The 25,955-nt window shown below is 40.3% G+C and carries 29 protein-coding genes; 3 read left to right on the forward strand and 26 right to left on the reverse strand.

Going from position 1 to position 25,955, the window contains the following annotated elements; all coding sequences use genetic code 11:
* Positions 1-183: 183 nt before the first annotated feature.
* The gene (proC, locus tag C7B89_RS06530) at positions 184-987 is read left to right on the forward strand and encodes a pyrroline-5-carboxylate reductase (RefSeq protein WP_004231357.1); all 804 of its coding nucleotides are present in this window, start codon (positions 184-186) and stop codon (positions 985-987) included.
* A 48-nt stretch (positions 988-1,035) separates the two neighbouring features.
* On the forward strand, positions 1,036-2,046 hold the full coding sequence (namA, locus tag C7B89_RS06535; protein ID WP_048392367.1) for an NADPH dehydrogenase NamA: 1,011 nt from the start codon (positions 1,036-1,038) through the stop codon (positions 2,044-2,046).
* A gap of 49 nt (positions 2,047-2,095) precedes the next feature.
* Here the strand turns inward: namA and C7B89_RS06540 are convergent, their stop codons facing one another.
* Positions 2,096-2,374, reverse strand: a complete 279-nt coding sequence (locus C7B89_RS06540; RefSeq protein ID WP_048392366.1) for a YuzB family protein — start codon at positions 2,372-2,374, stop codon at positions 2,096-2,098.
* A gap of 379 nt (positions 2,375-2,753) precedes the next feature.
* Positions 2,754-2,969, reverse strand: coding sequence for a DUF3955 domain-containing protein (locus C7B89_RS06545; protein WP_048392365.1), 216 nt, complete (start codon positions 2,967-2,969; stop codon positions 2,754-2,756).
* Positions 2,970-3,193: 224 nt separating this feature from the next.
* On the opposite strand from C7B89_RS06545, the gene C7B89_RS06550 reads away from it, so the two are divergent.
* A complete protein-coding gene (locus tag C7B89_RS06550) occupies positions 3,194-3,637 on the forward strand; it encodes a hypothetical protein (RefSeq protein WP_115673350.1) in 444 nt (147 codons plus the stop codon).
* Positions 3,638-3,721: 84 nt separating this feature from the next.
* Here C7B89_RS06550 and C7B89_RS06555 read toward each other — a convergent pair whose 3' ends face one another.
* The 24 genes from C7B89_RS06555 to C7B89_RS06670 all read right to left on the reverse strand — a co-directional run bounded on the left by C7B89_RS06555 (position 3,722) and on the right by C7B89_RS06670 (position 25,949).
* The gene (locus C7B89_RS06555; protein ID WP_115673351.1) at positions 3,722-4,396 is read right to left on the reverse strand and encodes a serine/threonine protein kinase; all 675 of its coding nucleotides are present in this window, start codon (positions 4,394-4,396) and stop codon (positions 3,722-3,724) included.
* Positions 4,397-4,752: 356 nt separating this feature from the next.
* On the reverse strand, positions 4,753-5,319 hold the full coding sequence (locus C7B89_RS06560; RefSeq protein ID WP_115673352.1) for an NADPH-dependent FMN reductase: 567 nt from the start codon (positions 5,317-5,319) through the stop codon (positions 4,753-4,755).
* A 13-nt stretch (positions 5,320-5,332) separates the two neighbouring features.
* Positions 5,333-6,388 (reverse strand): LLM class flavin-dependent oxidoreductase, encoded by a 1,056-nt coding sequence (locus tag C7B89_RS06565; protein WP_103119092.1) that lies wholly within the window; start codon positions 6,386-6,388, stop codon positions 5,333-5,335.
* A gap of 16 nt (positions 6,389-6,404) precedes the next feature.
* Positions 6,405-7,346 (reverse strand): ring-cleaving dioxygenase, encoded by a 942-nt coding sequence (locus C7B89_RS06570; RefSeq protein ID WP_115673353.1) that lies wholly within the window; start codon positions 7,344-7,346, stop codon positions 6,405-6,407.
* 58 nt (positions 7,347-7,404) lie between these two features.
* Positions 7,405-7,848: a MarR family winged helix-turn-helix transcriptional regulator gene (locus C7B89_RS06575; protein WP_048392361.1), complete on the reverse strand. Its 444-nt coding sequence runs from the start codon at positions 7,846-7,848 to the stop codon at positions 7,405-7,407.
* Positions 7,849-7,948: 100 nt separating this feature from the next.
* Entirely contained in the window at positions 7,949-8,569 is a 621-nt protein-coding gene (cdaS, locus tag C7B89_RS06580) for a sporulation-specific diadenylate cyclase CdaS (protein ID WP_054549207.1), read from the reverse strand.
* 118 nt (positions 8,570-8,687) lie between these two features.
* Positions 8,688-8,918: a hypothetical protein gene (locus C7B89_RS06585; RefSeq protein ID WP_009370265.1), complete on the reverse strand. Its 231-nt coding sequence runs from the start codon at positions 8,916-8,918 to the stop codon at positions 8,688-8,690.
* A 65-nt stretch (positions 8,919-8,983) separates the two neighbouring features.
* A complete protein-coding gene (locus tag C7B89_RS06590) occupies positions 8,984-10,978 on the reverse strand; it encodes a methyl-accepting chemotaxis protein (RefSeq protein ID WP_115673354.1) in 1,995 nt (664 codons plus the stop codon).
* 323 nt (positions 10,979-11,301) lie between these two features.
* On the reverse strand, positions 11,302-12,234 hold the full coding sequence (rnz, locus tag C7B89_RS06595) for a ribonuclease Z (RefSeq protein WP_048392357.1): 933 nt from the start codon (positions 12,232-12,234) through the stop codon (positions 11,302-11,304).
* Positions 12,235-12,332: 98 nt separating this feature from the next.
* Positions 12,333-13,169 (reverse strand): class I SAM-dependent methyltransferase, encoded by an 837-nt coding sequence (locus C7B89_RS06600; protein ID WP_048392356.1) that lies wholly within the window; start codon positions 13,167-13,169, stop codon positions 12,333-12,335.
* Positions 13,166-14,665 carry a cobyric acid synthase gene (locus tag C7B89_RS06605; RefSeq protein ID WP_066036245.1) on the reverse strand — a complete coding sequence of 500 codons (1,500 nt, stop codon included), beginning with the start codon at positions 14,663-14,665 and terminating at the stop codon, positions 13,166-13,168. Before C7B89_RS06605 ends, C7B89_RS06600 begins: the two co-directional genes overlap by 4 nt.
* Before the next feature lie 88 nt (positions 14,666-14,753).
* Entirely contained in the window at positions 14,754-15,290 is a 537-nt protein-coding gene (locus tag C7B89_RS06610) for a cob(I)yrinic acid a,c-diamide adenosyltransferase (protein WP_048392354.1), read from the reverse strand.
* Between the two features lie 13 nt (positions 15,291-15,303).
* Positions 15,304-15,864: a nitroreductase family protein gene (locus C7B89_RS06615; RefSeq protein WP_115673355.1), complete on the reverse strand. Its 561-nt coding sequence runs from the start codon at positions 15,862-15,864 to the stop codon at positions 15,304-15,306.
* 33 nt (positions 15,865-15,897) lie between these two features.
* The gene (cobA, locus tag C7B89_RS06620; RefSeq protein ID WP_054549204.1) at positions 15,898-16,665 is read right to left on the reverse strand and encodes a uroporphyrinogen-III C-methyltransferase; all 768 of its coding nucleotides are present in this window, start codon (positions 16,663-16,665) and stop codon (positions 15,898-15,900) included.
* Entirely contained in the window at positions 16,662-17,300 is a 639-nt protein-coding gene (locus tag C7B89_RS06625; protein WP_009370253.1) for a precorrin-2 dehydrogenase/sirohydrochlorin ferrochelatase family protein, read from the reverse strand. The genes cobA and C7B89_RS06625 overlap by 4 nt, the downstream gene beginning before the upstream one ends.
* The gene (locus C7B89_RS06630; RefSeq protein ID WP_048392351.1) at positions 17,293-18,660 is read right to left on the reverse strand and encodes a cobyrinic acid a,c-diamide synthase CobB; all 1,368 of its coding nucleotides are present in this window, start codon (positions 18,658-18,660) and stop codon (positions 17,293-17,295) included. Before C7B89_RS06630 ends, C7B89_RS06625 begins: the two co-directional genes overlap by 8 nt.
* Positions 18,661-18,671: 11 nt before the next feature.
* A complete protein-coding gene (locus C7B89_RS06635) occupies positions 18,672-19,793 on the reverse strand; it encodes a cobalt-precorrin 5A hydrolase (RefSeq protein WP_115673356.1) in 1,122 nt (373 codons plus the stop codon).
* Positions 19,786-20,571 carry a precorrin-4 C(11)-methyltransferase gene (cobM, locus tag C7B89_RS06640; protein WP_004231312.1) on the reverse strand — a complete coding sequence of 262 codons (786 nt, stop codon included), beginning with the start codon at positions 20,569-20,571 and terminating at the stop codon, positions 19,786-19,788. Before cobM ends, C7B89_RS06635 begins: the two co-directional genes overlap by 8 nt.
* On the reverse strand, positions 20,571-21,278 hold the full coding sequence (gene cobI, locus C7B89_RS06645; protein ID WP_004231310.1) for a precorrin-2 C(20)-methyltransferase: 708 nt from the start codon (positions 21,276-21,278) through the stop codon (positions 20,571-20,573). The genes cobM and cobI overlap by 1 nt, the downstream gene beginning before the upstream one ends.
* Positions 21,271-22,491: a precorrin-6y C5,15-methyltransferase (decarboxylating) subunit CbiE gene (gene cbiE, locus C7B89_RS06650; protein ID WP_115673357.1), complete on the reverse strand. Its 1,221-nt coding sequence runs from the start codon at positions 22,489-22,491 to the stop codon at positions 21,271-21,273. The genes cobI and cbiE overlap by 8 nt, the downstream gene beginning before the upstream one ends.
* On the reverse strand, positions 22,448-23,581 hold the full coding sequence (locus C7B89_RS06655) for a cobalt-precorrin-5B (C(1))-methyltransferase (protein ID WP_048392348.1): 1,134 nt from the start codon (positions 23,579-23,581) through the stop codon (positions 22,448-22,450). The genes cbiE and C7B89_RS06655 overlap by 44 nt, the downstream gene beginning before the upstream one ends.
* A complete protein-coding gene (locus C7B89_RS06660; protein WP_004231303.1) occupies positions 23,581-24,240 on the reverse strand; it encodes a precorrin-8X methylmutase in 660 nt (219 codons plus the stop codon). Before C7B89_RS06660 ends, C7B89_RS06655 begins: the two co-directional genes overlap by 1 nt.
* 12 nt (positions 24,241-24,252) lie before the next feature.
* Positions 24,253-25,014, reverse strand: coding sequence for a precorrin-6A reductase (gene cobK / locus C7B89_RS06665; protein ID WP_048392346.1), 762 nt, complete (start codon positions 25,012-25,014; stop codon positions 24,253-24,255).
* A complete protein-coding gene (locus C7B89_RS06670) occupies positions 25,011-25,949 on the reverse strand; it encodes a sirohydrochlorin chelatase (protein ID WP_115673358.1) in 939 nt (312 codons plus the stop codon). The genes cobK and C7B89_RS06670 overlap by 4 nt, the downstream gene beginning before the upstream one ends.
* Between the last annotated feature and the right edge of the window lie 6 nt (positions 25,950-25,955).

Raw genomic sequence — 25,955 nt, forward strand, 5'->3', positions numbered from 1 at the left:
CGCTCCCATTACCGAACCTACTTCTGAGCAGTTATGCAAACATAACCGTTTCCCTTGCGATAAGAGGGCTAAGAGTTGTGCCAACAATTGGCAAACAAAGGTGGTACCGCGGAAACGAGAGCGTTTTCGTCCTTCTAGATAAGGACGAGAGCGCTTTTTTATTTTGAACTGGAGGTTTTGTTCATGAAAAAAATTTTATTTATCGGTGCAGGCTCAATGGCGGAAGCATTGATGCAAGGCTGGATTAAACAAAAGGTGTTCACACCACAGGAAATTTACGTCACCAATCGCTCAGACAAGGAACGCTTACATTTCCTACATGAAACATATGGTGTCCATTGTGTGTTTGATCCTGCGATTTTTCAACAGGCAGATCTGATTATCTTAGCGATGAAGCCGAAAGATGCTATTGCTGCTATGTGTGATTTAAAGCCTAAACTTACGGCACACACTGCTGTACTATCTATTTTAGCAGGCATTGCGATTGATACAATTACAGAATTTTTAGGGAGTCGCCCAGTAGCAAGGGTGATGCCGAATACTTCCGCTACAATCGGCATGTCAGCAAGTGGCATTGCATTCAATAACGAGGTATCTGCAGACCAGCGTATCCTATTCCTCCAGTTATTAGAGGCTGTTGGCTCCGTTATTGAAGTCGATGAAGATCAGTTACATGCAGTCACAGCCCTTTCAGGTAGCGGCCCTGCCTATATCTATTATTTAATGGAAGCTTTTGAACGAGTAGGGACGAAGGTAGGCTTATCGAAAGATACGGTGCGCTTGCTAATGACTCAAACACTTGCGGGGACAGCTGAGATGCTCAAGCAGTCATTAGATGAACCAGATGTCTTACGCAAAAAGGTGACGAGTCCTGGTGGCACGACGGAGGCAGGGATACAGGCATTAGAGCAATATCAATTTAATGAAGCCATCGAAGCCTGCATTAAAGAAGCGGAGGCACGATCTCGTTCACTTGCAAATGGGTAGCATTATGTGCAAAATAGAGTGTATCACTAGGAATTAGGAGGCTTTATTTTGAGTAAATTATTCGAACCCTATACATTGCAATCTATCACCTTAAAAAACCGTGTTGTGATGGCACCTATGTGCATGTACTCAGCACAAGACGATGGCATGGTAACACCCTTTCATTTCGTCCATTATGCAACACGTGCAGCTGGTCAAGTAGGCTTAATCATTTTAGAAGCTACTGGTGTTGTGCCAGAAGGTCGTATCTCAAATAAGGATTTAGGGATTTGGGATGATGCACATATTGAAGGATTAAGTCAATTAGTTGAGGGGATGAAAGCGTACGGCGCTAAAACAGGCATCCAGCTTGCACATGCTGGTCGCAAAGCAACAGTAGATGGCGAAATTTTTGCTCCATCAGCTATTGCCTTTAGTTCAGACTATAAAACACCAACAGAAATGACAGAAGAGGACATTCACTATGTCATCGAGGCATTTAAACAAGCAGCTATTCGTGCCGCAAAGGCTGGCTTTGATGTACTAGAAATTCATGGCGCACATGGCTATTTAATTAGCGAGTTTTTATCACCTGCTACGAATAAACGTCAAGATCAATATGGGGGCTCACAGGAAAATCGATATCGCATTCTACGTCAAGTCATCGATGCTGTTCGCAGTGTATGGGATGGTCCTTTATTGGTACGTGTCTCTGCGGAAGATTATGCGGAAGATGGTACAACAATGGATGACTTTATTGTTTTTAGCCGCTGGATGAAATCTCAAGGTGTTGATTTAGTTGATGTGTCAACAGGGGGCGTTGTACCAGCAGCCATCAATGTCTTTCCAGGCTATCAGGTACCACATGCAGAAGCGATTAAGCATGGGGCTGATATTCCTACTGGTGCAGTTGGTCTTATTACCACAGCCATTCAAGCCGAAGAGATACTCCAAAATAATCGTGCAGATTTAATATTCTTAGCGCGTGTTTTATTACGAGACCCTTACTGGGCACTACATGCAGCTAAAGAGCTAGGAGAAGACGTGCAGCCTCCCGTACAATACGTCCGTGGTTGGTAATTACATTTCCATCAAAAAACAGCTTGTGCTCCAGCAAGCTGTTTTTTCATTAGAAAAGTGGATTTTGTTTTAATTCTTCATCAATAGCTTGTACCAATGTCTCCGCGTCATCTGCTTTCACAACTTCCCCATTTACTATCGCAAAAATACCTTGCTCACAGATTTCACAATGGGATGTACAACCAGATTCCTCTATCTCAATATCTTCTCGTTCTACTAATACATCATACGCATCTGCCGCACCAAGTGCTAAATTAGTGATACAAAACTCCACTCTATTTTTTAGCTGCTGTGGTTCCTTCTTTTTTTTAAAAAGAGAAAATACCATGTTTATTGACCCCCTACTCTCTAAAAATAATCATACCACAATTCCATAAACTTCATGAAAACTGTAGCGTTAAGCAAAATGATTATCATAAAATACTATTAATCTTTCAGCTCAATCAACATAAGTTTTTCTTATGAAATTAATGTACAACCATTAAACGAAGATGACTGCTTTGAAAAAAGGTAGTTACAAACTTATCATGCAAAACCTTCAAGTACAATTTTGCAGTCAACTAAAATAGCTATTTATGTTGTTCAATCAAATCATCAGTCTACTCCATAGATCGTGTAAACAAAACTCCCACACAAATGTAGTGCTTTTATTAAGTAAATATTAAAAACAACCAAGTCTCTTATGTATGACCTGGTTGTTTTATCTATTATTTAACGTATTGTGTCTTTTTAATAACCGATTTTAACGCCACCCCTACTACACATATAAATCCAATAACTAACAATAAAAATCCTATTGGAATAAGAAAGAATGGTTCTTCTAATGTACCATCAGGTGCTACATTACTCCCTTTCACCATAAAGATTAAAAAACTAAGTACGCCTAATATGATTGGCATTAATGCAAAAATATATTTTTTCATAACTTTTTCTTCTCTCCTAAATATTTTTATGTTTAATTCCTACACTGCAGCTTTCTACAACTCGCTGTAACAATCATAAATCCAAAATATATTCTAAGTCAATTATTTTTTATTGATAATCAATAAATTTTTATTCTAATTCAACCAATCTCAAAATTGACATTTTGAAATTCTAACTATAAAATGACCATAATCTCAAGTGATAATATAGAAGGGTGATTTGTATGAACTATGAAGATTTAATGCAATGGAAAGGTTATTTGTTTTTAGATAATATAGTAGAGCCAGGGACAAACTCTTTGAGAGTTTCTATTTCTAGAGCTTCCGTCAGCGCCGAAAGCGAGGATATAAGTTTTGAGGAATATACTATAAATGATGTCTATCCTATTGAAATTGATAAGACATTACCGGTCATACATATAGAATTCGATTCATATGTAGCCTATACTGTTTTTGACGAATCATTTCATTTTGTCAATCAAGAAGATGATTTCTTGGGTAACTCAGTACGTCTTTTTACAAAATCAACTTATTTAGATTTTATAAGTAAAGGAACTATAGCTCTCGATATCTATTCCTACAAGGAGCTATTCCATTATCAGATTGTTTGTTTAGACCATATTATTGATATTGTCTCATTCGATAAACCCACTATTATAGGCGAATAAGTAGTTTTTAAAACAGTCAATGAAATCTTGTTGTCTGTTTTCTTTATTTCTATTAAAGCATCTCGTAAAAGAGCTCCCGTAAGTTCAATTATTTTTTAATAGAAACTTTAAAATATTTTTTGTAAACTCTTCGTATGAAGTATTCTTTCCACGTTGGTTATACCACTTTCGTATTGTTTCTACTAACCAAAACGGCACAGAATTTCCATCAATTAAATGATAGTATTGCTCATATCCTTTTTTTAAATGCTCCCATCGATGATCATTACCCTGTAGTGTGTACTCAGAGACATCAATTATTTTTGCCCTTCCATTCTGTAGCAAAATATTTTTCAAATGAATATCACGAGGGTTAAGGCCCTTCTTCCGAACATATTCTCTTGCATCCTCTACTTCATTTATAACCTGTTTTGGAATGTGAATACCTTGTAGAATGCAATCAAAAAGCGTTTTTCCTTCTTCGTAACTTAAAACAAGGTATTCTTCATGTGAAGCAAAGCATGTTGAAAAGAAAGGTGAATCTCCAAGTATTTGATACACATTTGCTTCAACTTTTACTTTGTGCACTTTGTCTTTGGCATATAGTTTAAATGCATACGCTGGGGCGGAAAGAGCTTGAAAAACAGCCGCATCTGTCCCAACACCTATACATTTCAAATCATCAGCTTCACCACTTATGGTAACAGGCTCGTTATTTGGATTTGAAAAAACGTTTATTTTAGAAAGAGAACCTATAGCTTTATCCCAATCGTTTTCCATTTCCATCTCTCCCATCATTTGCATTGAAGTATACTACACTATCTAATTACTTTAGTAGGGATTCTATATCGCCCCTAACAATATTCAAATCTCAAGTTTCCTACACACACTCTTTAATTTTAAAACGTTGGGAACTACTAGAAGTTTCTATATCCATTTCTCCATATGGAAAGTATACGGCTTTGTTAGCTACAGAAGAACCAGTTCTATCCTCTATTTACCCTTAACCACCTTTATTAAAAACTCAAAGTGATTTGGGTTTTATTTTTATCATGATTGTCACGAACTTATAGCTAGCCTTGACACAAAAAGAAACGCTGTGTCAGACTACTTCACAGCGTTTCTTCTATTAATCTTTAAAAATCATATTCAGCATCTTTTTTGGCTCGAATTTCTGCAAAAGCCTCTGTAACCATCACGGTATCCTCCGCTAACCGTTCTAAACGAAAAAGGACATCATCATTGACAATTTCTTTACGTAAAAAATCCTTTTCTTCTATAAATACATAGGTCGGTACGATGTGCGCTTTCATATAAGCAAGGATCGGCTTTAGTTGCTGTTCCACCATTAAATAATGCTTGGATGTACCTGCTGTAACAATAACACTGACGACTTTATCGCGGAAGGCATTGACAGGTAAAAGGTCAAAGATGTTTTTTAATGTAGCTGGTATAGATGCTTGGAATGTTGGCGTCCCAATAACGATTGCATCTGCAGCCATAATGGTTTCCGTCACATATTTTGTATCGCCTTCATAGTCAAAGTAATTACGTCCATCACTAAAAACTAGCTGATAGTCAGCAAGATCTAGTAATGTTACTTCATGCTGTGGGTATTTTTCTTGTAACATCTCGACTAACTTTTGTGTAGCTGTTCTTGTCTTTGAGCCGACATTAGAACCCGCAAGTGCGACAATTTTCATAATGAGCCACTCCTTATTTTGCTGTGTGTTTTTTTATCGCTGGAATTATATCATTACCAATGATTTCAATATTTTTCATCAATTTTTCGAATGGTACGCCACCAAAATCGATTTGTGCCATAAAGCGTTGCATGCCATATAGTTCGTATTGATAAAGTAGTTTTTCAATAATTTGCTCTTTACTGCCCACCATTAAAGCATCACGTGTATCAGGCGCTTGTGCAAATTGTTGCTTTGGATAGCCCCCACCACGAATAGCTTGGAAACCACCGTTTAAATGTGGATACATGCCCTGCAATGCCTCTTTTGTTGTGTCTGCTACATAAAACAAGCTTGTTGTGGCAATAGGTAATTCATTTGGGTCAAAGCCTTTGCGCTCTGCCGCTTCGCGATAGGCATCCACTGATGGTTTAAAGTTGATAGCAGGTCCACCTAATGTTGTAAGCATCATCGGAATGCCCATATAGCCTGCTTTAATGGCGCTGGCAGGTGGTCCACCCACCGCACGCCATATTGGCAACGAGCCGTTTTTTGGCTGCGGTAAAATTTGTGCATGGTGGAGAGGTGCTCTAAATTGCCCTTCCCAAGTCACAAGCTCATCGTCATTGATTTTCATAAGAAGCTCTAATTTTTCCTCAAATATTTCTTCATAATCTTGTAAATCAACACCTAATAAGTGATAGGCACCTACACGTGAACCACGTCCCGCTACAATTTCTGCACGACCATCTGATAATAAATCAATTGTGGCAAAATCCTCATATACTCGTACAGGGTCTGAAACACTTAATACGGTTGCGGAGCTAGACAATTTAATAGTCGAAGTTGCTTGTGCGATAGCACCTAACACGACCGTATGTGCCTGTGTTGTAAAATAAGACTGATGACTTTCACCTATGCCAAATACATCAATTCCAGCTTGCTCTGCTAATTGACTTGCCTCGACTAGCTCTTTTAGTCGTTGTTGAGCAGAAATACGCTCGCCCGTTAGTGGATTAGGAATATGATCACCTAAAGAGTACAGTCCGAATTCGAGTCCTTGTGCTTGATCAATACGATATTTTTCCATCATGTGTTATCTCTCCTTATTCTAGCGGTTCTAAAATAGCTTCAATTTCTGAACGTCTCTCTTCTAAAAATGGCGGGAGGTCTAACTCTTTGCCAAGTTCTTCGACTGCTGAATCTACCGTAAACCCTGGCCCATCTGTCGCCATTTCAAATAAAATACCGTTACGATCTCTAAAATATAGACTTTGGAAATAATAACGATCAACCACACCAGTACTATCCAATCCAAGCTCCTTAATTTTGGTATCCCATTGTTGTAATTCTTTAACGGTTGCAACACGTAACGCAAGATGGTGAATACTGCCTTTACCAGGTTTCTCGCTTGGTCCTTCTAATTCTTTGACAACAATCTCGCCAAGCACTTCCCCTTCTATCGATTGTAGGACCGTTTCTTTGTCCTTTTCTGCAATAACTGTATAGTGAAACAAATCTTGTAATAAATTGACCGTTCTTGATAAATATCGCACAGTGATTTCAATAGTTCCCATGCCTAAAATACGATGTTCCTGCGGTATATCATTTCCATCCCATGGTTGCCATTGAGCAGGCGTTTCTTGTCCTTGGTGGTTTAACAATACCATCCGTAAACCTTCATGATCTTCAAAAAATAAAGCCTCTTTGCCTGCATAAGTAGTGATATCGCTATGTTTAACCTCTAGCTGCTGAAAGCGTTCTTTCCAATATAGTAGGCTTTCGAAGCTAGGTACAAGTAAGCCAATACGTGTAATAGCATTCGTCCCTCGCACTGTACGTCCTGCAACAGGCATTTCAAAAAATGTTAATTCTGTACCTGCTGCTCCTGTTAAGTCTCCATAAAATAAGTGATACATGGAAGGTGAGTCTTGATTCACCGTTTTTTTCACACGTCGTAACCCTAAAATAGTTGTGTAGAAATGATTATTCTGTTTACCATTTTTCGTTAGCATTGATATATGATGGTGTCCGCTTAATTTGTTCATCCTAATTGTTCCTCCTCATCATTTTCACTTGACTAAGCAAGTGATTTTACAAAAAAAATTACACGGGCGGCAATTTTTTTTCTCGGCTATGTTTTTCAAGCTTTGTCATCGCAATATATAAAGATTTAATTTCTTCAGCTGATAATACTTCTTCAAAAAACGAAGACTGGAAGTGAAGTTGACTAGGTGTTGCTGCATCAATCATTTGCTCCCCTTTTGATGTCAATGAGATGGTTTTCGTCTTCCAATTTTGTTTACGCTCGATTAGTCCCTCTTTTTCTAGTCGGGCAAGCATGCGAGACATGCCACCTTGTGTTACAGTTACTTTTTCTGCTAATTGAGACTGTGTAATCGGGGCATATGTTTTAATCTGGATTAACACATCAAATTGTGCTGTCGTTAAGTCGAAACGTTTTAAAAATTCATTCGATAACTGATTACTTTGCGTTGTAAAGCGCATCATCCGAATCCACGTTAAGGTGCCTAGTGTATGATTTCTCATGACTTCACCCTCCCTTCAGTTATCACTTTACCACGCAAGTGATACTTCCGCAAGAAAAATATCTCGAATTCAAGATATTTTTTTAACATAGGGAGACCCCCTATATGATGCCAGGTGTTGTAACAGGATATAAATTGCCCTTAAGAGCAAAAGAAATTCTACCCGTTTCTTCTGATACAACCATTACAAGTGCATCACTTTGCTCACTCAATCCCAGCGCTGCACGATGCCTTGTTCCTAATTTCTTTTCCCCTGTATACCGCTCTGACAATGGCAGTACATTGGCAGCTGACTCAATTTGATTTTGATGGACAAGTACCGCTCCATCGTGAAGTGGATTACCAGGGAAGAAAATAGATTCTAATAAAGAATGGGTTAAATCTGCACCAATATGAATACCAGGCTGAATTAAATTCTCTAAAGCATCCTGTCTTTGAATAACAATTAAACCACCATGCCTTCTCAAAGACATATTTTGCACACTGTGTGATAGCTCTGGATACTTTTCAGTAAACGGGGAAAGATAACAATTTAAATAGAACGTTGCAGCTTTCATTTCAATTGTCATAAACTTCTCTTTAATTTTTTCAAAATTACCGAGGAGACAATTTGCATCTGTATCCATTTCCTGCACACTCTGCTGTAAGGACATGATCACTTCGAGAAGCTCATCTTTTAAAGTTTCTTTCATTGGTGAAAAATCACAATTTGTTGGATCCATATGATACACACCTCTTCATTTCATCACTGTTTACGATAGTTTTTCTCTCTATATGTTTTTTATTCTCCTTTAAGTAAAACGACCTCCTACAATGTTGAATAGGAAGTCGTTAATATCCTTACATATGCCCTGCTCGGATTTTCTTTACGATGCTGAAAGTCGTGTAGGCAGCAGCGGGTGCTAATACGACAATAAAAATAATCCACACAGTTAAATTATTTGTTGCTTTTAATGTTTCATAATTTGTCATGACAAAAATAATTAGACCGAATAATAGTAAATAGCTCAGCACATTGGGAAAAATGACGATTAATCGTAATAATGCTGGCGGCATCTTTTGTTGATTCATTTAAACCACACCCCTTTTTTCAATTATACGGGAATCTAGTGATTTATCGTACTATATTTTTCCTTTTATACTTTATATTTGCCTGCTGATAGTTGGAGGTTTGCCGCTGTTGTATTTAATTGGTCGATAAATGCGGTCATGCTCTCCATATTTTCCGCTTGATGTTTAGCCTTTTGAGCAACGGCATCAACACTTTGCGATGTCTGCTTAGCCAAGAGCGAAACATCTTCCATGGTAGCTGTTACTTCCTCTGTACTAGCAGCAATTTCCTCAGTGGAGCTTGATACTAAATCCACTTGTGTTGCTAACACCTGTACATCATTATGAATTCCTTCAAACGATTGCTGTGCTTCTTGTACGATTGCACGTCCTGCATGTAAGACATCTGCTGTTGCTTGGATGGTTGCTACAATATTGGCTGTTTCCTTTTGGACATTCATCACCACCTGGGTGATTCTATCCGCCGCACTCTTAGAATCTTCAGCTAATTTCCGAACTTCTTCAGCTACAACGGCAAAGCCTTTCCCCGCTTCACCAGCACGCGCCGCTTCAATAGATGCATTTAATGCCAGTAAATTCGTTTGATCAGAAATTCCCGTAATCACATTGGTAAATTCCCCGATCATTGTAGATAGCTTTTCAAGCTCCTGTGTTCCAATCACCGCAAAATTCGTTTTCTCATGAACAGTCACTAATTGCTCTTGTAAGGACTGCATAATTTGTAATCCATTATCTGCGTTTTCCTCGGTATTACGTGAAATACTAGAAATTTCTGCTATGGATTCCGAAATATATTGAATGCTGCGCGCCAATTCCTCCATTGAATGCGCACTGTCTGCCGTATTATTCTGTTGTGCAAAGGAGGCCTGAGCTACCTGACTAGATTCTCCTTGGATAATTGCGGCTGATTCAAGTGTTTCATGAGCATTTTCTTGAATTGTATAGGTAGCTTCTTTTATTTGATTGGCCCCTTGCTTTATCTCACACATAATTTGTTGGAAATTATCCATCATCCCATTAAATGATGTCACTAATTGGCCAATCTCATCCTTTGCATGGATTGGAATACGCTTGGTTAAATCGGCTTCTCCTTTACTAATTTCCTCTAAGGAATTGCGCACGCTTAAAATACGCGATACTTGCTTTGAAATAGACAGGCCCGTAGTGAAGAAAATCACACAGACAACGATCAATGAAGCTACAATTGTGCCTACCAAAATTTGTGAGAGGATAGCATTGGATACAATAATAGCTAAGTATGTACCGTTTGATAATGGCTTTACATATTGCGTGACACGTGTGCCATCGTAGCGTCCTGAAAATTCAGTCGACTTTTGTGCTGAAAATTGGGCTGGCTCAAAACCAATATTCGCTAAATTTTGTTTTGCTGTAGCGGCAATGGCTTGGCCTTTTTCATCTACAATAGCGGCGAATAATACGGTTGAGGATAAATAGTTGTTCAGTTGATCGATATAAGATTCACTGCCGATACTTGCTTCTAAATCTAGTAGCTGCTGTCCATGGCGAGCCACCTGTACAATTTGTGGAGTTGCCGGATTCCAGCTACCTACCCCGACAAATTTGAAAAATTGATCATCGACATCGCGAATTTGTGCTTTTTGGACAATTTCTTTCGCTCTTCCATCTAAAAGTTGCATATATTCGGCAGCTTGTCCGTTTGGATCAGCGCCAAAGTTAAAATCAACAGTTGGAGCTACTGATGTCACCGTTGTATTCCCTTTATCATCTGTACTCCAAATCTCGTCGAGGCCACCACGCTCAGCAATGGCCTTTAAATCCTCATATGTAGCACCTTTGTCAATGATATAAGAAGCCATTACAGATTCGGCAATCATTTCTTTTTCCATAATTTCTTCTGCTTTTTCTCTAGATTGAATTGCTCCTTCCAACCCCATGACAATGGAGTTGGCGATTGCTTCTCCATTGCTTTTTTCACTTTTATATGTAGCTTGATAAACATAAATAGAAAATGCCGCTATAATGAACACCACAATGCCCATAATCTCCAGAAGCATTTTCCATTTCATTGACTTTCTCATGATGAGATCCCCCTAAAAATTACGATTATTTCCACTTCATCATACAATATTACTTCCATATATTTCATTAACAATTTATTAAATATAAAATAATAATTTTTGAGGAAGTTTAAATTGTCATTAATTTGTAAAAATTTAGAAATAGAGAAGCAAGGAGGATAAATCTAACTATTTTGTACTAGTAGAGGTATGCAAAAAAGGATCATTCTCATGGTTAAACAGTAATATTTAAACAAAATTATCTATACACCTTTAGGACTATAAACTAAAAACATCTATTAGAAGAATCTCCTCTAATAGATGTTTCTCACTCAATAACTATATCAAAATAATTTATTATGTTGCCATGTATATACGGCTTGATCAGCTGTTAGGAATGTATTCGGAAAAATCCCCTGTGCTTCAGCTAAAAATTGAGGTAAGTCATATGGAAGAAAACGTGCGCTTAAATGATTTAATAATAAATAGTGTGCTCCAGCTTGCTGTGCGACTTTTGCTGCCTCCACATTTGTTGCATGACCGTAGCTTGCTGCTAAATCTGTTGTTGTACCATCAAAAGTTGCTTCATGGACAATGATATCAGCGCCCATTGATAATTGGATTGCTTCTTCACAATATTTCGTGTCGCCTAAGACTGACAATGTAAAGCCCTTTTTGGCTGGTGCCACCACGTCTTTCGCAAGCACCACATCACCATTTTCAAGTACAATATCGTGGCCATTTTTTAATTGGCCTAGTAAAGGTCCCTTTGGAACACCAAGTGCCTGTGCTTTGTCGATTAATAATTCGCCTGGTAAATCCTTTTGTTCGATACGATACCCATAGCAAGGTACAACATGGCGTAATTCCTTAGCATGAATTATAAAATGAGCATCCTCAAAAATAATGCCTTCTTGTACTTCTACAAAGCGTAAAGGATATGTTAAATGGGTTTTTGATAGGGCCAATGTTTGTTCAATCCACTGTTGTAAGCCAGATGGTCCGAAGATCGTTAGCGGCTCATCCCCACCTTGAAAGGAACGCGAGCTTAAAAAGCCTGGAAGTCCAAAAATATGATCCCCATGTAAATGTGTTATAAATATTTTCGTCACTTTCCGTGGCTTTAACGACGTATGAAGGATTTGATGCTGTGTCGCCTCCCCACAGTCAAATAGCCACATTTCACTCACTTCGTCTAATAGCTTTACCATCAGAGCACTTGTATTTCGTTCTTTTGAAGGCATGCCTGCGCCTGTCCCTAGAAAATGTAGCTGCAACATAAGCCACCTCACTTCTTATTTATATCGTTTTATTGTACCTTATCCATTCCCATAAGAAAAACCTTTGGTGTACAGTTTCTCCAAAGGTTTCTTGATTATTTTGGTTGCCATGAAACAAGCGCTGCATGGAAATCATGACGATAATAATAACGTCCATCCTTTTCTTCGATAAAAGGTAGCAGTGATTCTTCTACATGGGCTCGCTGAAAATTCGTCGTTAATATTTTTTTACTCTGCGTTGTCACAAGCTGTTCATAGCTTTCATATTCATAGACACGTTCGAGCGGGATAATCTGACAATCCGCGTAAATATCCATTTCATAGAGTAGATTCAAAAACTCGATATAATCTCTGCGCGGAAATTTAATGTCATAACCATACTTTTCATATAACTTTTCATAGTGTGGCTGAATGGGGCCTGTCGTCATCCCAATGATAGCACGCTTTCTCGCCAGCCGATTCATGTGATATAAAGCTGCTTTTATTTCATACATTCGGTAAAAACAATTCACGCCCAAGACGATATCATGTGGTTCAATCTCATCATGCTCTAAACTTTCCCACTTTGCATGAATATAGGAAACGTGCTCCTCCTGCGGCATACACTGCTGTAAGTAATGCAAAATGCTTTCAGAGCTATCCACACATGTGAGCTTCCTTACTTTATCAGCTAATGGAAATGTATAATTGCCCCACCCAGGACCAATTTCTAATACCGAATGCTGAGGTTCAATCTTTTTTTGAAGCTCCTGAAAAATCAATGCAGCATAAGGATCTGTTTGTCCCACTTTTTTACGTGCCACTGATTGGGCCCAAAATTGCTCCTCTAGCTGATCATTCACCATTCGTTCAGGCATATTGCCATGCCAGTCCTTCATGCCTTCCTGCCATAATGCCTCATAGTTAATGGCTAACGGTCCTTTTCTCGTCATATAGATACCTCTAACGATAATATTTCATATATTTTTTTCATATCAAGATTTGCTCGAACGTGGTCGGCTAACATATTATAGGCATCTTCTCTTCGTTCTGCGTCACTTTTCACATCACTTGGTAAAGCTGCTAGCCCTTTTTTCACTCGTATTTCATTGACGAGTTGGCGGGTAAAGGGACGATTATGGAACAAGCCGTGGAAATATGTGCCAATCACTTGCTCATCTTGACTAACCGCACCATCTTCTCTTCCATCCTCTAATAGTAAAAACGGTGATACCGCACCACGTAAAATTTTTGTACGCCCTAGATGGATTTCATAGCCTGTCAATGTGTCCTGCCCTCTTACGCCTGTCATTTGCACCGTTTTTTTATTGCCTACAAAAATGGTTTCCATCGGTAATAGCCCAAGACCATCTGCAGATTCACCATTCCCCTCCACTGCTTCTGGATCAAGTAATGTTTCACCAAGCATTTGGAAACCGCCACAAATGCCAATAATTTTAGTACCGTACTCACGTAAATGTGTGATGGCTTGATCGAAGCCCTGTGCTTTTAGCCAAGCTAAATCATCCATTGTACTTTTCGTTCCTGGCAGAATGAGTAAATCTGGTGTACCTAATTCATTGACATGACCAATTAAACGTACACCCACCTCAGGCTCATCGAAAAATGGATCAATATCGGTGAAGTTTGAAATACGAGGTAAACGAATCATGGCTACATCTACAGCAAATTCGCCTGGCTTTGGTTTTTTAAAACGTAGTGACGATAATGCAAGAGAATCCTCTGCTTCAATATTGACATCGACATAAGGAATCACACCAAGTACCGGAATACCAGTTTCGCGCTCCACCCATGCCAAACCATCATCCAGTAATTCACGCATGCCTCTAAACTTATTGATAATTAATCCCTTAACACGTGCTCGTTCTTCCTCATCTAACAATGCCAGTGTACCAACAATCGAGGCAAAGACACCGCCACGATCAATATCAGCAACGAGGACTACCGCTGCATCTGCTAAATGAGCCATTCGCATATTCGCAATATCGCGATCCTTTAAGTTAATTTCTGCTGGGCTACCAGCGCCCTCTAGGACAATAACATCATATGTATGTTGAAGCGTGCGAACTGATTTTTCTACGATTGGCATCGCTTCTTGCACAAAATTATTGCGGTAGCTTTTGGCATCCATATTTAAAAAATGCTTACCATGAACGATAACCTCTGACATCATATCTTGCTTCGGTTTCAGCAAGATAGGGTTCATATCTGTCGTTGCAACAACACGAGCCGCCTCTGCCTGTACCCCTTGTGCGCGGCCGATTTCACCGCCATCCTTTGTAACAAATGAATTAAGAGCCATATTTTGTGATTTAAATGGGACTACCTTCAGTCCATCATCTGAAAATATACGACATAGTGCAGTACAAATCATACTTTTTCCAACATCGGAAGCTGTTCCTTGAATCATGATTGATTTTGCTGGCATAGTCACTCTCCTCCGTAATTATTCTATGGCAGAACGCATGTATTCGTTTTCGCTTCGTGTGTATTTCCTCCAGCAATTGTAAAGGGCTTTAAAATTCGAGCCCTTTCACCGCTGGAATCCCTTCATCATAGTAATGCTTTGTCGCCTCAATGGTTGACACTAAATCAGCCATTGCTAGTAATGCTGGATTCGCACTTCGTCCTGTGACAACCAAATGCATTGTAGAAGGGCGGTGTTGGATTGCCTCGATGACTTCTGCTAGGGGAAGGACATCATCGATTGGAAACTTGGTGATCGCTAGGGCATTGTTGAGTTCATCTAAGACCAATAAATCAATGCTGTCATCCTGTAGAGCTGCCTTCGTTTTTTTCCAAGCCTTGGCTAATGCAGCTCGATGCTCCTCAGGTGTTTTTGTCCATGTAAAACCTATGCCCATTTGTTCCATTTCTACGCCTAGCTTACGAAGGGCAATTTGCTCTCCATAAGTACGTTCTGGGGATTTGATAAACTGCAGATAACGCACATTTAAGCCTCGACCAACTGCACGCAATGTAACGCCAAGAGATGCTGTCGTTTTGCCCTTACCTTCACCTGTATATACTAAAAACAAGCCTTTTCTTGCCATGCTGATAGCCTCCTTACAGCCATGTTGTCTTTTCTGCAAACGGCGTTCGTTTCTTGTCGGTTTGTTCTTGCTCCTGTGGGTAGCCAATAAATATTGTACCAACTACCTTTTGAGTGTGGCTTGCACCAATAAACGTATGCATACGAGGATCATGTACGAGGCCAACACCACGTGTACGCCAAACAAAGCCAAGACCTAGCTCCTCTGCTGTCAACCACATAGACATAATGGCACTACATACAGCAAAGACATTATCTTCTGTCGCATCTGTGTCCCCTTCTACTATGTCAGCTGTCACCACAATGGCTACAGGGGTTGTTTGTACAACCTTTAATGAACTTTCCACTAAATTTGGCTTCGTGGGAAAGCGTTCTTGTAAATAAGCACTTGCCATTTCTTCATAACGCTTCATGGCTTCATCTTGAATGACATAAAAATGCCAGGGCTCACGCATCCGGTCATTTGGTGCATAGGTTGCTGCCTGTAAAATTTGCTCAATTTTTTCTTTCTCTACTGGTTGTGTCGTGTAATTACGAATTGCTCGACGTTTTTTTAATGCTTCAATGACAGTCATAGTGCTTCCTCCTTGTGCGCTTATAAGAAATGATTATGAAAAGGTAAGACCTTGCTCTTCAAACCATTGAATTTTTTCCCGTACATTGACAACCTCGCCAACAACAATCATAGAAGGGTTATGGTACCCTTCACGCTCAATGATGCTGGCTATCTCATCTAGCGGCCCTGTAATCGTGCGTTGCTGAGCAGTTGTTCCCCACTCAATGACCGCTACTGGCGTTGTTGCCTTCCGTCCATTTTCGATTAATTTGCGAGCAATGTAGGCAATATTACCAACGCTCATATAAAAGGCAACGGTATCTATACCCGTAGCTAAAGCGGGCCAATTCAAAAAATCTTGTCCTTTTTCTTCACGACCATGTCCAGTTACAAGGGCAAAGCTTGTCGCGAAGTCTCTATGTGTAACTGGAATTCCTGCGTATGCAGGAGCTGCAATTCCTGCTGTAATCCCCGGAACGATTTCATAGGCAATGCCATGATTTTTTAATATTTCAGCTTCCTCCGCGCCACGTCCAAAAACAAAGGGATCGCCACCTTTTAGGCGTGTAACAATTTTACCTTCTTGTGCTTTTTCAACGAGTAATGCATTTATTTCCTCTTGAATGAGATGATGTTTCCCAGGTAATTTGCCACAATAAACTAGCTCCGCATCCTTTTTTGCAAAATCAAGCAATTTAGGATTTACAAGACGGTCATAAGCAATTACATCAGACTTTTGAATACATTCCAGTCCATACACAGTAATGAGCTTCGGATCGCCAGGACCTGCTCCCACGATATATACGATTCCATCCTTCATTGCGTTGCTCCCATCAATAGTTGTTGTAAATATGCTTCTCGTCGATCGATCTCACCATGACGTGTCCATTCAAGGATGTTTGGCTCTAGCAATGCTTGTAATGCCGCACGTCTTTGTGGACCTTTATCATACTTAGCAGCAATCATTAATCGAGCTTGCTGTAAAAAGCATACATAGTCATCATAAGCATCATCGAATTGCTCTTCTAAATCTGCTTTAATCTTGCGGGCTAGACTTGGGCTTGCTCCCGATGTCGAAACAGTTACCACCAACGGACCACGGCGAACAGTAGCAGGCGTAATAAAATCACTTTCACTTTGTTTATCTGTTCGGTTGATTAATTGCCAATGCTGTGCTGCTTCTTGAACGGCTTCGTTAACTGCTGTCACATTCGTTGCAGCGATAATGAGAATGGCGTCATCTAAATCACGAGGTTCAAATTCCTTTTGCTTCCAAGTAATTTGCCCTGACTCTGCAAGTGACTGTAATGTGTTATGTAAGGTTGGACTGACAATCACGATGTTTGCCTTTGCTGGTAACAGGGATGCTACCTTCTGCGTTGCCACGTGACCCCCGCCTACAATCACAACTGTTTTATATTCTAGATTGATATGAATAGGAAAATAATTAGTCATTACTTTTCACCTTCTTACAAGCTGTTAACCAATTGTCAACTAGCTTTGGGTTTGATACAAAATGGAAATGAGTATAGCCAGCCACTAAATTTCCTTCTTGATAGCCTTCTTTCTTTTTGCCAAAACGACCAATCGTTTCATAGGCTGCTGTATTGTGAGAACCACTATATTTGGAATAATGGAACTCATGGCCCTTCGCTTGTTCCTCAGCACCAATTAAGAAATTATCGGCTGTGCCAAAAATTTCACGATAACCAAGTGCTGCTAGTTTTGTTTGCATCGCCACTTCTCCAGGAATTACCCCTACCATGTCATAGCGGTCGCCATGGCTATTTGTAATGGCCTCTGTTAAATACATAAAGCCCCCACACTCAGCTAATGTTGGAAGACCTTTAGCAATGACTTGACGAATAGAGTCTTTAACGACTGTATTGGTAGCAAGTGACTCTGCAAATTCCTCAGGAAAGCCACCACCAATATACAAGCCATCTGCTTCAGCTGGTACAGGCTCATTCGCAAGCGGTGAGAAAAACTGTAGTGTCGCACCTTTCGCACGTAACAAAGCCAAGTTTTCTTCATAATAAAAATTAAAAGCTGCATCTCTTGCAACTGCTATACAAATATTTCGTGAAGGCTCCTCCCTAAATAAATGGCCTGATTCTTGCAAGATAGGAGCCTTTGTTAAATGTATTAATTGATCCAAATCAATCGTTTCCGCCATCAGGTTCCCTAGTTTATCAAAAAATGAATCTAGCTCTCCTCTTTCAATAGCAGGTACTAACCCTAAATGACGACTCGGGATATCGATCCCTTCCTCACGCTTTAGGTAGCCAATAACAGGTATGCCGCATTCTTGTTCAATAGCTGCCTTCGCAATTTCGTAATGACCGACACTACCAACCTGGTTCGCAATAACACCAACGATATTCGGCTTATCTGATAGTAATTGGAAGCCTTTCACAACTGCTGCTACGCTACGTGCCATGCTAGCACAATTGACAATTAAAATAACAGGACTCTCTGTCACTACGCTAATATCAGCAGCAGACCCAGCGTCAGATAAAGGGCTTTTACCGTCATAAAAGCCCATCACACCTTCAATAATAGATACATCTGCATCTATACTTGCACGTGCCACAATATCACGGACTGCTTCGTGTGAAAACATCCAGCTATCAATATTACGTGATACTCTGCCCGTTACAGCTGTATGATAGGTTGGGTCGATATAATCAGGACCGCATTTAAAGCCCTGCACCACGTTCCCTTTGTTTTGAAGTGCCTTCATCAGTCCAATGGTAAAAGTAGTTTTGCCTACACCACTACCCGTACCAGCTAGTACAAAGCGATTTGTTTGCATGGACTTCCTCCTTAAAATAGGTATCTAGCAACTGAAATCGTAGCATTACCCGATTTTTTCTTCTCTAATAGAAGTGATGGAACCTGTGCATAGCGCATAGCTGCTGGTTCACTCACTCCGTATGCACCTGTATATTTAAAGACTGTTTCAGAGGGTGATGGAAATTCGATTTCATTTAATTCATCCGGTGTATACGTAACGAACTCCCAATCATATTTCTTCGTAATCTCTAAGAAACATTGCTCATCTTTCTTCAAATCAATCGTGCATAAGGCTTTCACACTTTTTTTCGAAAGCTTTAGCTCTACCAAGGTTTCATCGATTACTTGTTCAATTTCCTCTAAAGATGTACCACGGTTACAGCCCATTCCTAGCACAATGGATTTTGGGCGATAAATAACACCGTTTTCTAGAAGAACCTCTTCTTCAGGTTCAATGATTCGATCTGTTATTAATAATGTGGCATGGGGAGTAGCTTGGATGGCTGCCTGTGTTGATGGATAGATTTTAATTTGCTCTGGCATCGGTGTATCTCGCATCCACCAATCACGTTCGCCTGTTTCCTGTACAATGGCTACATGTTCCTCATTTACAACAGCTGCACTAACTGGTGTCAATTTATCCGCACTATCCCATACCCAGCCAAAGCGGGCTCCAAATAAATCAACTGGAATCGTCTTTTGCACATCAGAAGCCGTTGTAATAATCGGATTTGCACCAAGTGCAGCTGCCACCTCGTGTGTTAGCTCATTGGCACCACCTAAATGCCCTGATAATACGCTAATCACATTTTCCCCTCGATCATCAATCACCACAACACCTGGGTCTGTCTTTTTATCCTTTAAAATCGGCGCAATCATTCGTACAACTGCCCCTAGTGAAATAATTAAAATCAACCCTTTATATTGCTTAAATAGTGTTGGCAATAGCAGGCGCACTGTTCCTGTAAATAGTTGAATATGCTTTTCTTCTTCATCGCCTTGTTCAAATTTACTCATATAATATAAATCACTTGCTGCAAAGGTTTGCTGCAGACGACGTCCTATTTGGACACCATGCTTCGTAATGGCTACAACGGCATAAGGATTACGTTGATCAACCTCTGGTAACACACCCTCTTGTAACTCAATCACTTGTCTTCACACCTTTTCTAAAGCCGTGTGTAAAGCTTGCATCATATAACTTCGAACGATATTGATCTTTATCATGAATGTTCGGGTCTAATGCCCAGCCCGCTAAAATCATCGCATGCTTACGAATACCATTCACACGCATCGCTTCATCTAATTCGATTAAAGTTGTTCGTACGATTTTTTGATCGGGCCATGAAGCTCGTTGAATCACTGCTACAGGCGTGTCATCAGCCCAACCAGCACTTTGTAGCTCTTTGACAATTTTTTTCGTCAGCGTTGCACTAAGGAATAAGGCAATTGTACAATGATGGCTCGCTAAATCACGCAGCTTTTCAAATTCTGGTACGGGTGTGCGCCCCTCTGCACGTGTTAGAATAAGGGTTTGTGTTAGATCAGGAATTGTTAGCTCAGCTCCGATTGCAGCGGCCGATGCAAATACAGAGCTAACTCCTGGAATGACTTCATAACCAATGCCTTCCTTTTTTAATAGCGCAACTTGCTCCATAATGGCACCATACATCGCTGGGTCACCTGTATGCATACGTGCCACTGTTTTACCAGCATTGACTCGGTCCACCATCACAGCAACCATTTCCTCCAAATGCATACCAGCTGTACGAATGACCTCCGCATCTGGTCTAGCTTTCGCAATAAGGTCCTCACTCACTAAAGAATCTGTATACATGACAACGTCCGCTGTTTGTAACATATGTAAACCTTTGACTGTAATTAAATCTGGATCACCAGGACCAGCGCCGACAATATAGATTTTTTTCATTATTTACGCACCACCATTAATGTTAAATATTCTAAATCGACACCATCCAACTCACGCACATCCCAAATGATTTCTTCATCAGATGTTACCTTTGTCACCACGGATGCTTTATCTAATAAATCTAAATCGCGTAGCACTTCAAGCATTAAATCAATCACTTTCGCCACTTTAATAAAAACAACAGCATCATGTGTTTCAATCGCTTCACGCATAGCTTCGTAATTGTCATACGCAGGAATAATCGCAACACGATCATCACCATCCGCTAACGCAATGCCTAAGCGTGATGCAGAGCCATTAAACGAAGAAATTCCTGGTACCGTGCGAATTTCGACATCTGGATGCTTGTCCTGCATTAGCTTCATCATATGAATAAACGTACTATACAATAATGGATCGCCCTCTGTAACAAAGGCTACATCTTTGCCTGCTTGTAATTTTTCGTAGACAAGTTCTACTGACTTTGTCCATTCACGTTCTAGAACAGCCTCATCTTTCGTCATTGGGAATACAAGACCAAGCATATCTTTTTCTTCTGGATTAATATACACATCTACAATACGATGTGCATAGCTTTTACTGCCTTTTAGCTTTTTTGGGTAAGCAATAACAGGTGATTCCTGAATCACTCGAAATGCCTTTACTGTAATTAATTCTGGATCGCCAGGACCAACGCCCAAGCCATATAAAATTCCTAGATTACTCATGATTTTCTTCCTTTCGATAAGCGGAAATAATGTATATTGGATTTAATGGAACAAAGCGTGTCATATCTAAAATTGGTTTACTGCGTGCCAGCTGAGCCTGTAAAATGTCAACAGCAAAACCACAAGCTTTAAATGCCTCAACAGCTTTATATAAATTTTCAATAGTCGCCGCATTTAAGACAATGCGCCCATTTTGCTTTAAACGCTGACAGCATAATTGCAGTAACTCAACCATTTCACCACCAGTGCCCCCGATGAAAATGGCATCAGGGTCTGGAAAGTTGTCTAAACCCTCTGGTGCTTTACTATGGATAGCAGTTATATCGACTCGAAACTTTTGTTGGTTTTGAAGACAGTTTTCTAAATCAGGGGCATTTTTTTCTACGGCAAAAACTTGTCCCTCAGGAGCAAGCTTACCTGCCTCAATGGCCATTGATCCCGTACATGTGCCAATATCCCAAATAATGCTATCCCGTTGAAGCTGCATGGCTTGCAAACTTAAAACTCGAATTTCTTTCTTCGTAATAAGTCCTTTATCTGGCTTTCGTTGTGAAAATTCCTCATCATCAATCCCGAACGTGTAGCGTTTCGGTGCTATTGTTTGTTTTAAAATCACGACATTTAAAGGAGAAAAATGAGTAACTTCCATTTCATCGAGCGAGTACCAGCCACTTTTTTCGTTGTCGCCCTGTAAATTTTCGGCGACAAACGCACGATATTCCGTCATACCAAAATGCTTTAGATATTTAGCAAGAGCATTCGGACTATTCTCTGCATCGGTTAAAAGTGCCACTTTCTTTTTGCCATCAATTCGCTGTGCCAGGCCCTTCATTGGTCGTCCATGAATACTCGTTACGTAAGCATCCTGCCAGCTCTCTCCCATTTTCGCAAAGGCAAGCTGGACAGAGCTCATATAGGGATAAACCTCTATTTGTAGCTTTTTTGCTAAGTAGCCTCCGATGCCATAAAATAATGGATCTCCAGATGCAAGAATCACGGTATTTCTTGTTTCTTCAGACAATCTTTCAACAAGTGTTGAAAGACCTCCTTTTATCAGGATTTTTTCACCCCTATAGTCTGGGAAAAAATCAAGTACTCTCTCACCACCAACAAGTACCTCACAGTCTTCAATCCACTGAAGGTATTGAGGTAATAAGCTTGCTAATCCGTTATCCCCGATCCCAATCAACTTCATCGATCGATGCAATGTCATCAGCCCTTCCTAATAATTGTCCCTGCATCGAATAGATCGATGTGGAAAGCGTTAAACCGCCCTTAATATGATGGATAGAGGAATAGCAGCAGGCCTCACATAAACGATGGAAGAACGCATCATAGCCCTTCTCCATCATCATCTCACCTACTTGTGAAGCTGTATTTGCCTCCAGAACTTGTGCTATCGTTTCTCTATCTGCCCCTATATCCTTTGCCAGCTGTGCTAAAAAATTAAAATCGATTGGTGCACTTTTGGAATGCACCATCATGACTCCTTGTGCGACTTTAGAAAATTTCCCCATCATCCCAACAAGTGAAACTTGTTTGATGCCTAGACGCTTACAATGCTTTAATGTAAAACCTACAAAGTCACCCATTTCAATAAACGCTTCTTCTGCTAGATGTGGGTATTGTTTCATCGCAAACTTCTCACTTCGTCCACCTGTTGTCACCACTAAATGCTCACAGCCAGCCTCTTTCGCTACACTGATGGCTTGGACAATACTGGCCATATAAGCAGAACTCGAAAAAGGCACGACGGTTCCCCTTGTGCCTAAGATTGAGATGCCCCCAAGTATACCGAGTCGTCCATTTAACGTTTTTTTAGCAATCTCCTCTCCCTTAGGTACAGAAATCACCACATTCACGCCTCGAGTAATGTGAAATTCGTCCAACACACCTTGGACCGTGCTATAAATCATTTTACGGGGTACAGGATTAATGGCTGCCTCTCCGACAGGCACTGGCAGGCCAGGCTTTGTGACACGCCCGACGCCAATACCTCCATCTAAATGAATCCCAGGTGTATCTGCCCAGCTCACTGTGCCAACGATGAGTGCCTGATGGGTCGCATCAGGATCATCACCAGCATCTTTAATCGTTTCACAGCTGACAGCATTTTCTTCAAATATGCATTTTTCAATTGTAAAGGTTGCATCTCGACCAATAGGTAAATGAATCGTACTTGTCTCTTGCTCCTCCTTAGTAATAAGGGCAAGCAGTGCAGCCTTTGATACAGCAGTTGCACAGGCTCCCGTCGTATAACCGTGACGCATGTCCTTGGGGTCCTTTTTTGGCTTCCGCTCCATTATTTTTTCGCCTGTTCGTCCGCTAAAAGTGAGATGGCATTTAAAGCAGCAACCGTCACTGTACTACCGCCTTTACGACCAACATTTGTAATGTACGGAATCCCTTCTAGTTTAAGCAGCTCTTCTTTTGACTCAGCTGCTGACACAAAACCAACAGGCATACCGATAATTAAATCTGGTTTTGCTAGCCCTTCTTTAATTAATCGAATCAATTCCAGCAATGCAGTTGGTGCATTACCAATGGCATAAATACCACCTTCATGTAATTTTGATGCCTTTTGCATCGAAATAATGGCACGTGTTGTATTTTGTTTTTTCGCTTCTATTGATACATCTTCATCCGCAATATAGCAATGCAAATCACCACCATGCTTTTGGAAACGCTTTTTACCAGAGCCACTTTCAATCATTTGCACATCTGCAATGACATGACGTCCTGCAAGAATAGACTTGATACCCGCTTCAATAGCACCTGGTGTAATGATGACACTACGGCCTAGCTCGAAATCAGCTGATGCATGAATAATGCGACGTACAACTTTCCATTCATCTTCTGAGAAGTCATGCTCGCCCATTTCCTCTGCAATAATAGAGAAACTGTAATCGTAAATTTTATCTGGGTCTACCGTTAATGGTTTAAAATCTGTTTTAAAATCCATGGAAAATGCCTCCTAAATTGTATGTTCAACAGCCTGTAATACTTCTTCAAATGTTGAATATTGTTGGCCGTACTGTATATTTGGTCGTGCAATAAGAATCGTTTCAATCTGGCATGCGAGAGCTGCCTCTAGCTTCTCATCAACTGAGCCCACTTTACCGCTTTCTTTGGTAATCATCAACGTCACTCCGTATTGACGAAATAGAGCTTCATTTAATTCCTTTGAAAACGGACCTTGAATAGCCACAATATCTCGCTGCGCCACGCCAAGTGCCTCACATTTTTCCATATTATCCAGTCGTGGAAGCATACGAGCGATTACTCTTGTGTTTTCTAAGCCCTGTAAAACCCTTGTAAATGTAGCGAGTGTTTTACTACCTGTCGTTAGCATAATGACACCGCGTTTTTCTGCAGCTAGCTGAGCTGCCTCCTCATAATCCTTTACAACAGTAATCAAAGGATGGGCATAATGTTCATGAGCTCTTTCATAGCGAATATAAGGAATCTTTGCCTGCTCTGCCGCTGCCATCGCATTTTTAGAGGCTTCCTCCGCAAATGGATGAGAAGCATCTACCACCAATTGATAGCCCTGCTCTGTCATGATGGTCGCCATTTCCTCAGCTGTCAGTCTACCGATTAAATGTGGCAGGCCAACGTCAGCAAGACTAGAGGCTGCCGATTCAGTGACGACCGTAGCGGTTACCGCATAACCTGCGCTTTGTAATGCAAGGGCTAGATCCCTTGCATCACTTGTCCCTGCTAACATGAAAATCATTTTACCGGCTCCTCTTCATGATGATGGTGATGGTCATGATGGTCATGCCCATGATCGTGATCGTCGTGATGATGATGATGATGCGCATGTCCATGATCGTGATCGTGATGGTGATGATGATGTGCATGTCCATGTACTGCCGCATAGGCGCGATAATCTTCTAGATCTTGCATACCTGTTGATGTACCGTTGATTGCCTGTTCAATACGCTCTAATAAAACATTTTGTAACCGTTCATGGTAGCCAAAATAGTTAGCAATTTGAATATCACAATCTGGATAAAGTTCATTAAACTTCTCACACATGCCATGCATGCGTTCCATCAAAATGCCTGTGAATAAAAAGTATGGTAACATGATGATTTTTTTTGCACCTAGTTTGACACAACGTTCAATTCCTTCTTCAACTCGTGGATCTGTGACACCCATAAAAGCACTTTCTACGTATTTTACAGGTAGTTTTTCCCATAAAAGTCGCGTGATTTTATAAAAATCACCATTAGCAGATGGATCACTGCCACCTCGTGCAATCAATAAAATCGCTGTGTCTTCCTGCTCTTGTTCTGAATTAAAGCCAATTTCAGCTAGGCGATCTTGTAAAATGGCAAAGATTTCATCATGGATACCAATTGTTTGACCATATGTGAAGGTAATCGTTGGATAATGCTCACGTGCATGCTCGATTTCCGCTGGAATATGCAGTTTTGAATGGCCTGCATGCAGTAAAATGATTGGAATTACATGTACCTCTGTAGCTCCCTTTTTCACACAGTTTGTAATACCTTCTTCGATGTTAGGTGAAGCAAATTCAAGGAAACAAGTTTCCACTAAAAATTGTTCATCAATACGCGGTGTCATTTGTTCGATAAATGTACGAACCTCATCATTTCCTGCTGCTAAACGGCTCCCATGGCCGACAAATAAAATAGCTTTCATCTCTCT

The organism is Lysinibacillus capsici (assembly GCF_003367505.1).
In the GTDB taxonomy this organism is placed as follows: Bacteria; Bacillota; Bacilli; order Bacillales_A; family Planococcaceae; genus Lysinibacillus; species Lysinibacillus capsici.

What these genes read in the sequence shown, in the direction of transcription:
- C7B89_RS06545 (WP_048392365.1), bottom strand. Translation starts at nt 2,969, where the DNA reads ATGAAAAAATATATTTTTGCATTAATGCCAATCATATTAGGCGTACTT.
- C7B89_RS06590 (WP_115673354.1), bottom strand. Translation starts at nt 10,978, where the DNA reads ATGAGAAAGTCAATGAAATGGAAAATGCTTCTGGAGATTATGGGCATT.
- cbiE (WP_115673357.1), bottom strand. Translation starts at nt 22,491, where the DNA reads ATGACATTGCATCGATCGATGAAGTTGATTGGGATCGGGGATAACGGA.
- C7B89_RS06670 (WP_115673358.1), bottom strand. Translation starts at nt 25,949, where the DNA reads ATGAAAGCTATTTTATTTGTCGGCCATGGGAGCCGTTTAGCAGCAGGA.
- C7B89_RS06655 (WP_048392348.1), bottom strand. Translation starts at nt 23,581, where the DNA reads ATGGAGCGGAAGCCAAAAAAGGACCCCAAGGACATGCGTCACGGTTAT.
- C7B89_RS06555 (WP_115673351.1), bottom strand. Translation starts at nt 4,396, where the DNA reads ATGGAAAACGATTGGGATAAAGCTATAGGTTCTCTTTCTAAAATAAAC.
- C7B89_RS06630 (WP_048392351.1), bottom strand. Translation starts at nt 18,660, where the DNA reads ATGCAAACAAATCGCTTTGTACTAGCTGGTACGGGTAGTGGTGTAGGC.
- cobA (WP_054549204.1), bottom strand. Translation starts at nt 16,665, where the DNA reads ATGAAGGATGGAATCGTATATATCGTGGGAGCAGGTCCTGGCGATCCG.
- C7B89_RS06560 (WP_115673352.1), bottom strand. Translation starts at nt 5,319, where the DNA reads ATGAAAATTGTCGCACTTGCGGGTTCTAATGTCGGCTCAAAGACAAGA.
- C7B89_RS06625 (WP_009370253.1), bottom strand. Translation starts at nt 17,300, where the DNA reads ATGACTAATTATTTTCCTATTCATATCAATCTAGAATATAAAACAGTT.
- C7B89_RS06660 (WP_004231303.1), bottom strand. Translation starts at nt 24,240, where the DNA reads ATGGATTTTAAAACAGATTTTAAACCATTAACGGTAGACCCAGATAAA.
- C7B89_RS06605 (WP_066036245.1), bottom strand. Translation starts at nt 14,665, where the DNA reads ATGCCAGCAAAATCAATCATGATTCAAGGAACAGCTTCCGATGTTGGA.
- cdaS (WP_054549207.1), bottom strand. Translation starts at nt 8,569, where the DNA reads ATGGATCCAACAAATTGTGATTTTTCACCAATGAAAGAAACTTTAAAA.
- cobI (WP_004231310.1), bottom strand. Translation starts at nt 21,278, where the DNA reads ATGAGTAATCTAGGAATTTTATATGGCTTGGGCGTTGGTCCTGGCGAT.
- C7B89_RS06600 (WP_048392356.1), bottom strand. Translation starts at nt 13,169, where the DNA reads ATGACGAGAAAAGGACCGTTAGCCATTAACTATGAGGCATTATGGCAG.
- C7B89_RS06575 (WP_048392361.1), bottom strand. Translation starts at nt 7,848, where the DNA reads ATGAGAAATCATACACTAGGCACCTTAACGTGGATTCGGATGATGCGC.
- proC (WP_004231357.1), top strand. Translation starts at nt 184, where the DNA reads ATGAAAAAAATTTTATTTATCGGTGCAGGCTCAATGGCGGAAGCATTG.
- C7B89_RS06550 (WP_115673350.1), top strand. Translation starts at nt 3,194, where the DNA reads ATGAACTATGAAGATTTAATGCAATGGAAAGGTTATTTGTTTTTAGAT.
- cobM (WP_004231312.1), bottom strand. Translation starts at nt 20,571, where the DNA reads ATGAAAAAAATCTATATTGTCGGCGCTGGTCCTGGTGATCCAGATTTA.
- cobK (WP_048392346.1), bottom strand. Translation starts at nt 25,014, where the DNA reads ATGATTTTCATGTTAGCAGGGACAAGTGATGCAAGGGATCTAGCCCTT.
- C7B89_RS06610 (WP_048392354.1), bottom strand. Translation starts at nt 15,290, where the DNA reads ATGGCAAGAAAAGGCTTGTTTTTAGTATATACAGGTGAAGGTAAGGGC.
- C7B89_RS06615 (WP_115673355.1), bottom strand. Translation starts at nt 15,864, where the DNA reads ATGACTGTCATTGAAGCATTAAAAAAACGTCGAGCAATTCGTAATTAC.
- C7B89_RS06565 (WP_103119092.1), bottom strand. Translation starts at nt 6,388, where the DNA reads ATGGAAAAATATCGTATTGATCAAGCACAAGGACTCGAATTCGGACTG.
- C7B89_RS06570 (WP_115673353.1), bottom strand. Translation starts at nt 7,346, where the DNA reads ATGAACAAATTAAGCGGACACCATCATATATCAATGCTAACGAAAAAT.
- C7B89_RS06585 (WP_009370265.1), bottom strand. Translation starts at nt 8,918, where the DNA reads ATGAATCAACAAAAGATGCCGCCAGCATTATTACGATTAATCGTCATT.
- C7B89_RS06540 (WP_048392366.1), bottom strand. Translation starts at nt 2,374, where the DNA reads ATGGTATTTTCTCTTTTTAAAAAAAAGAAGGAACCACAGCAGCTAAAA.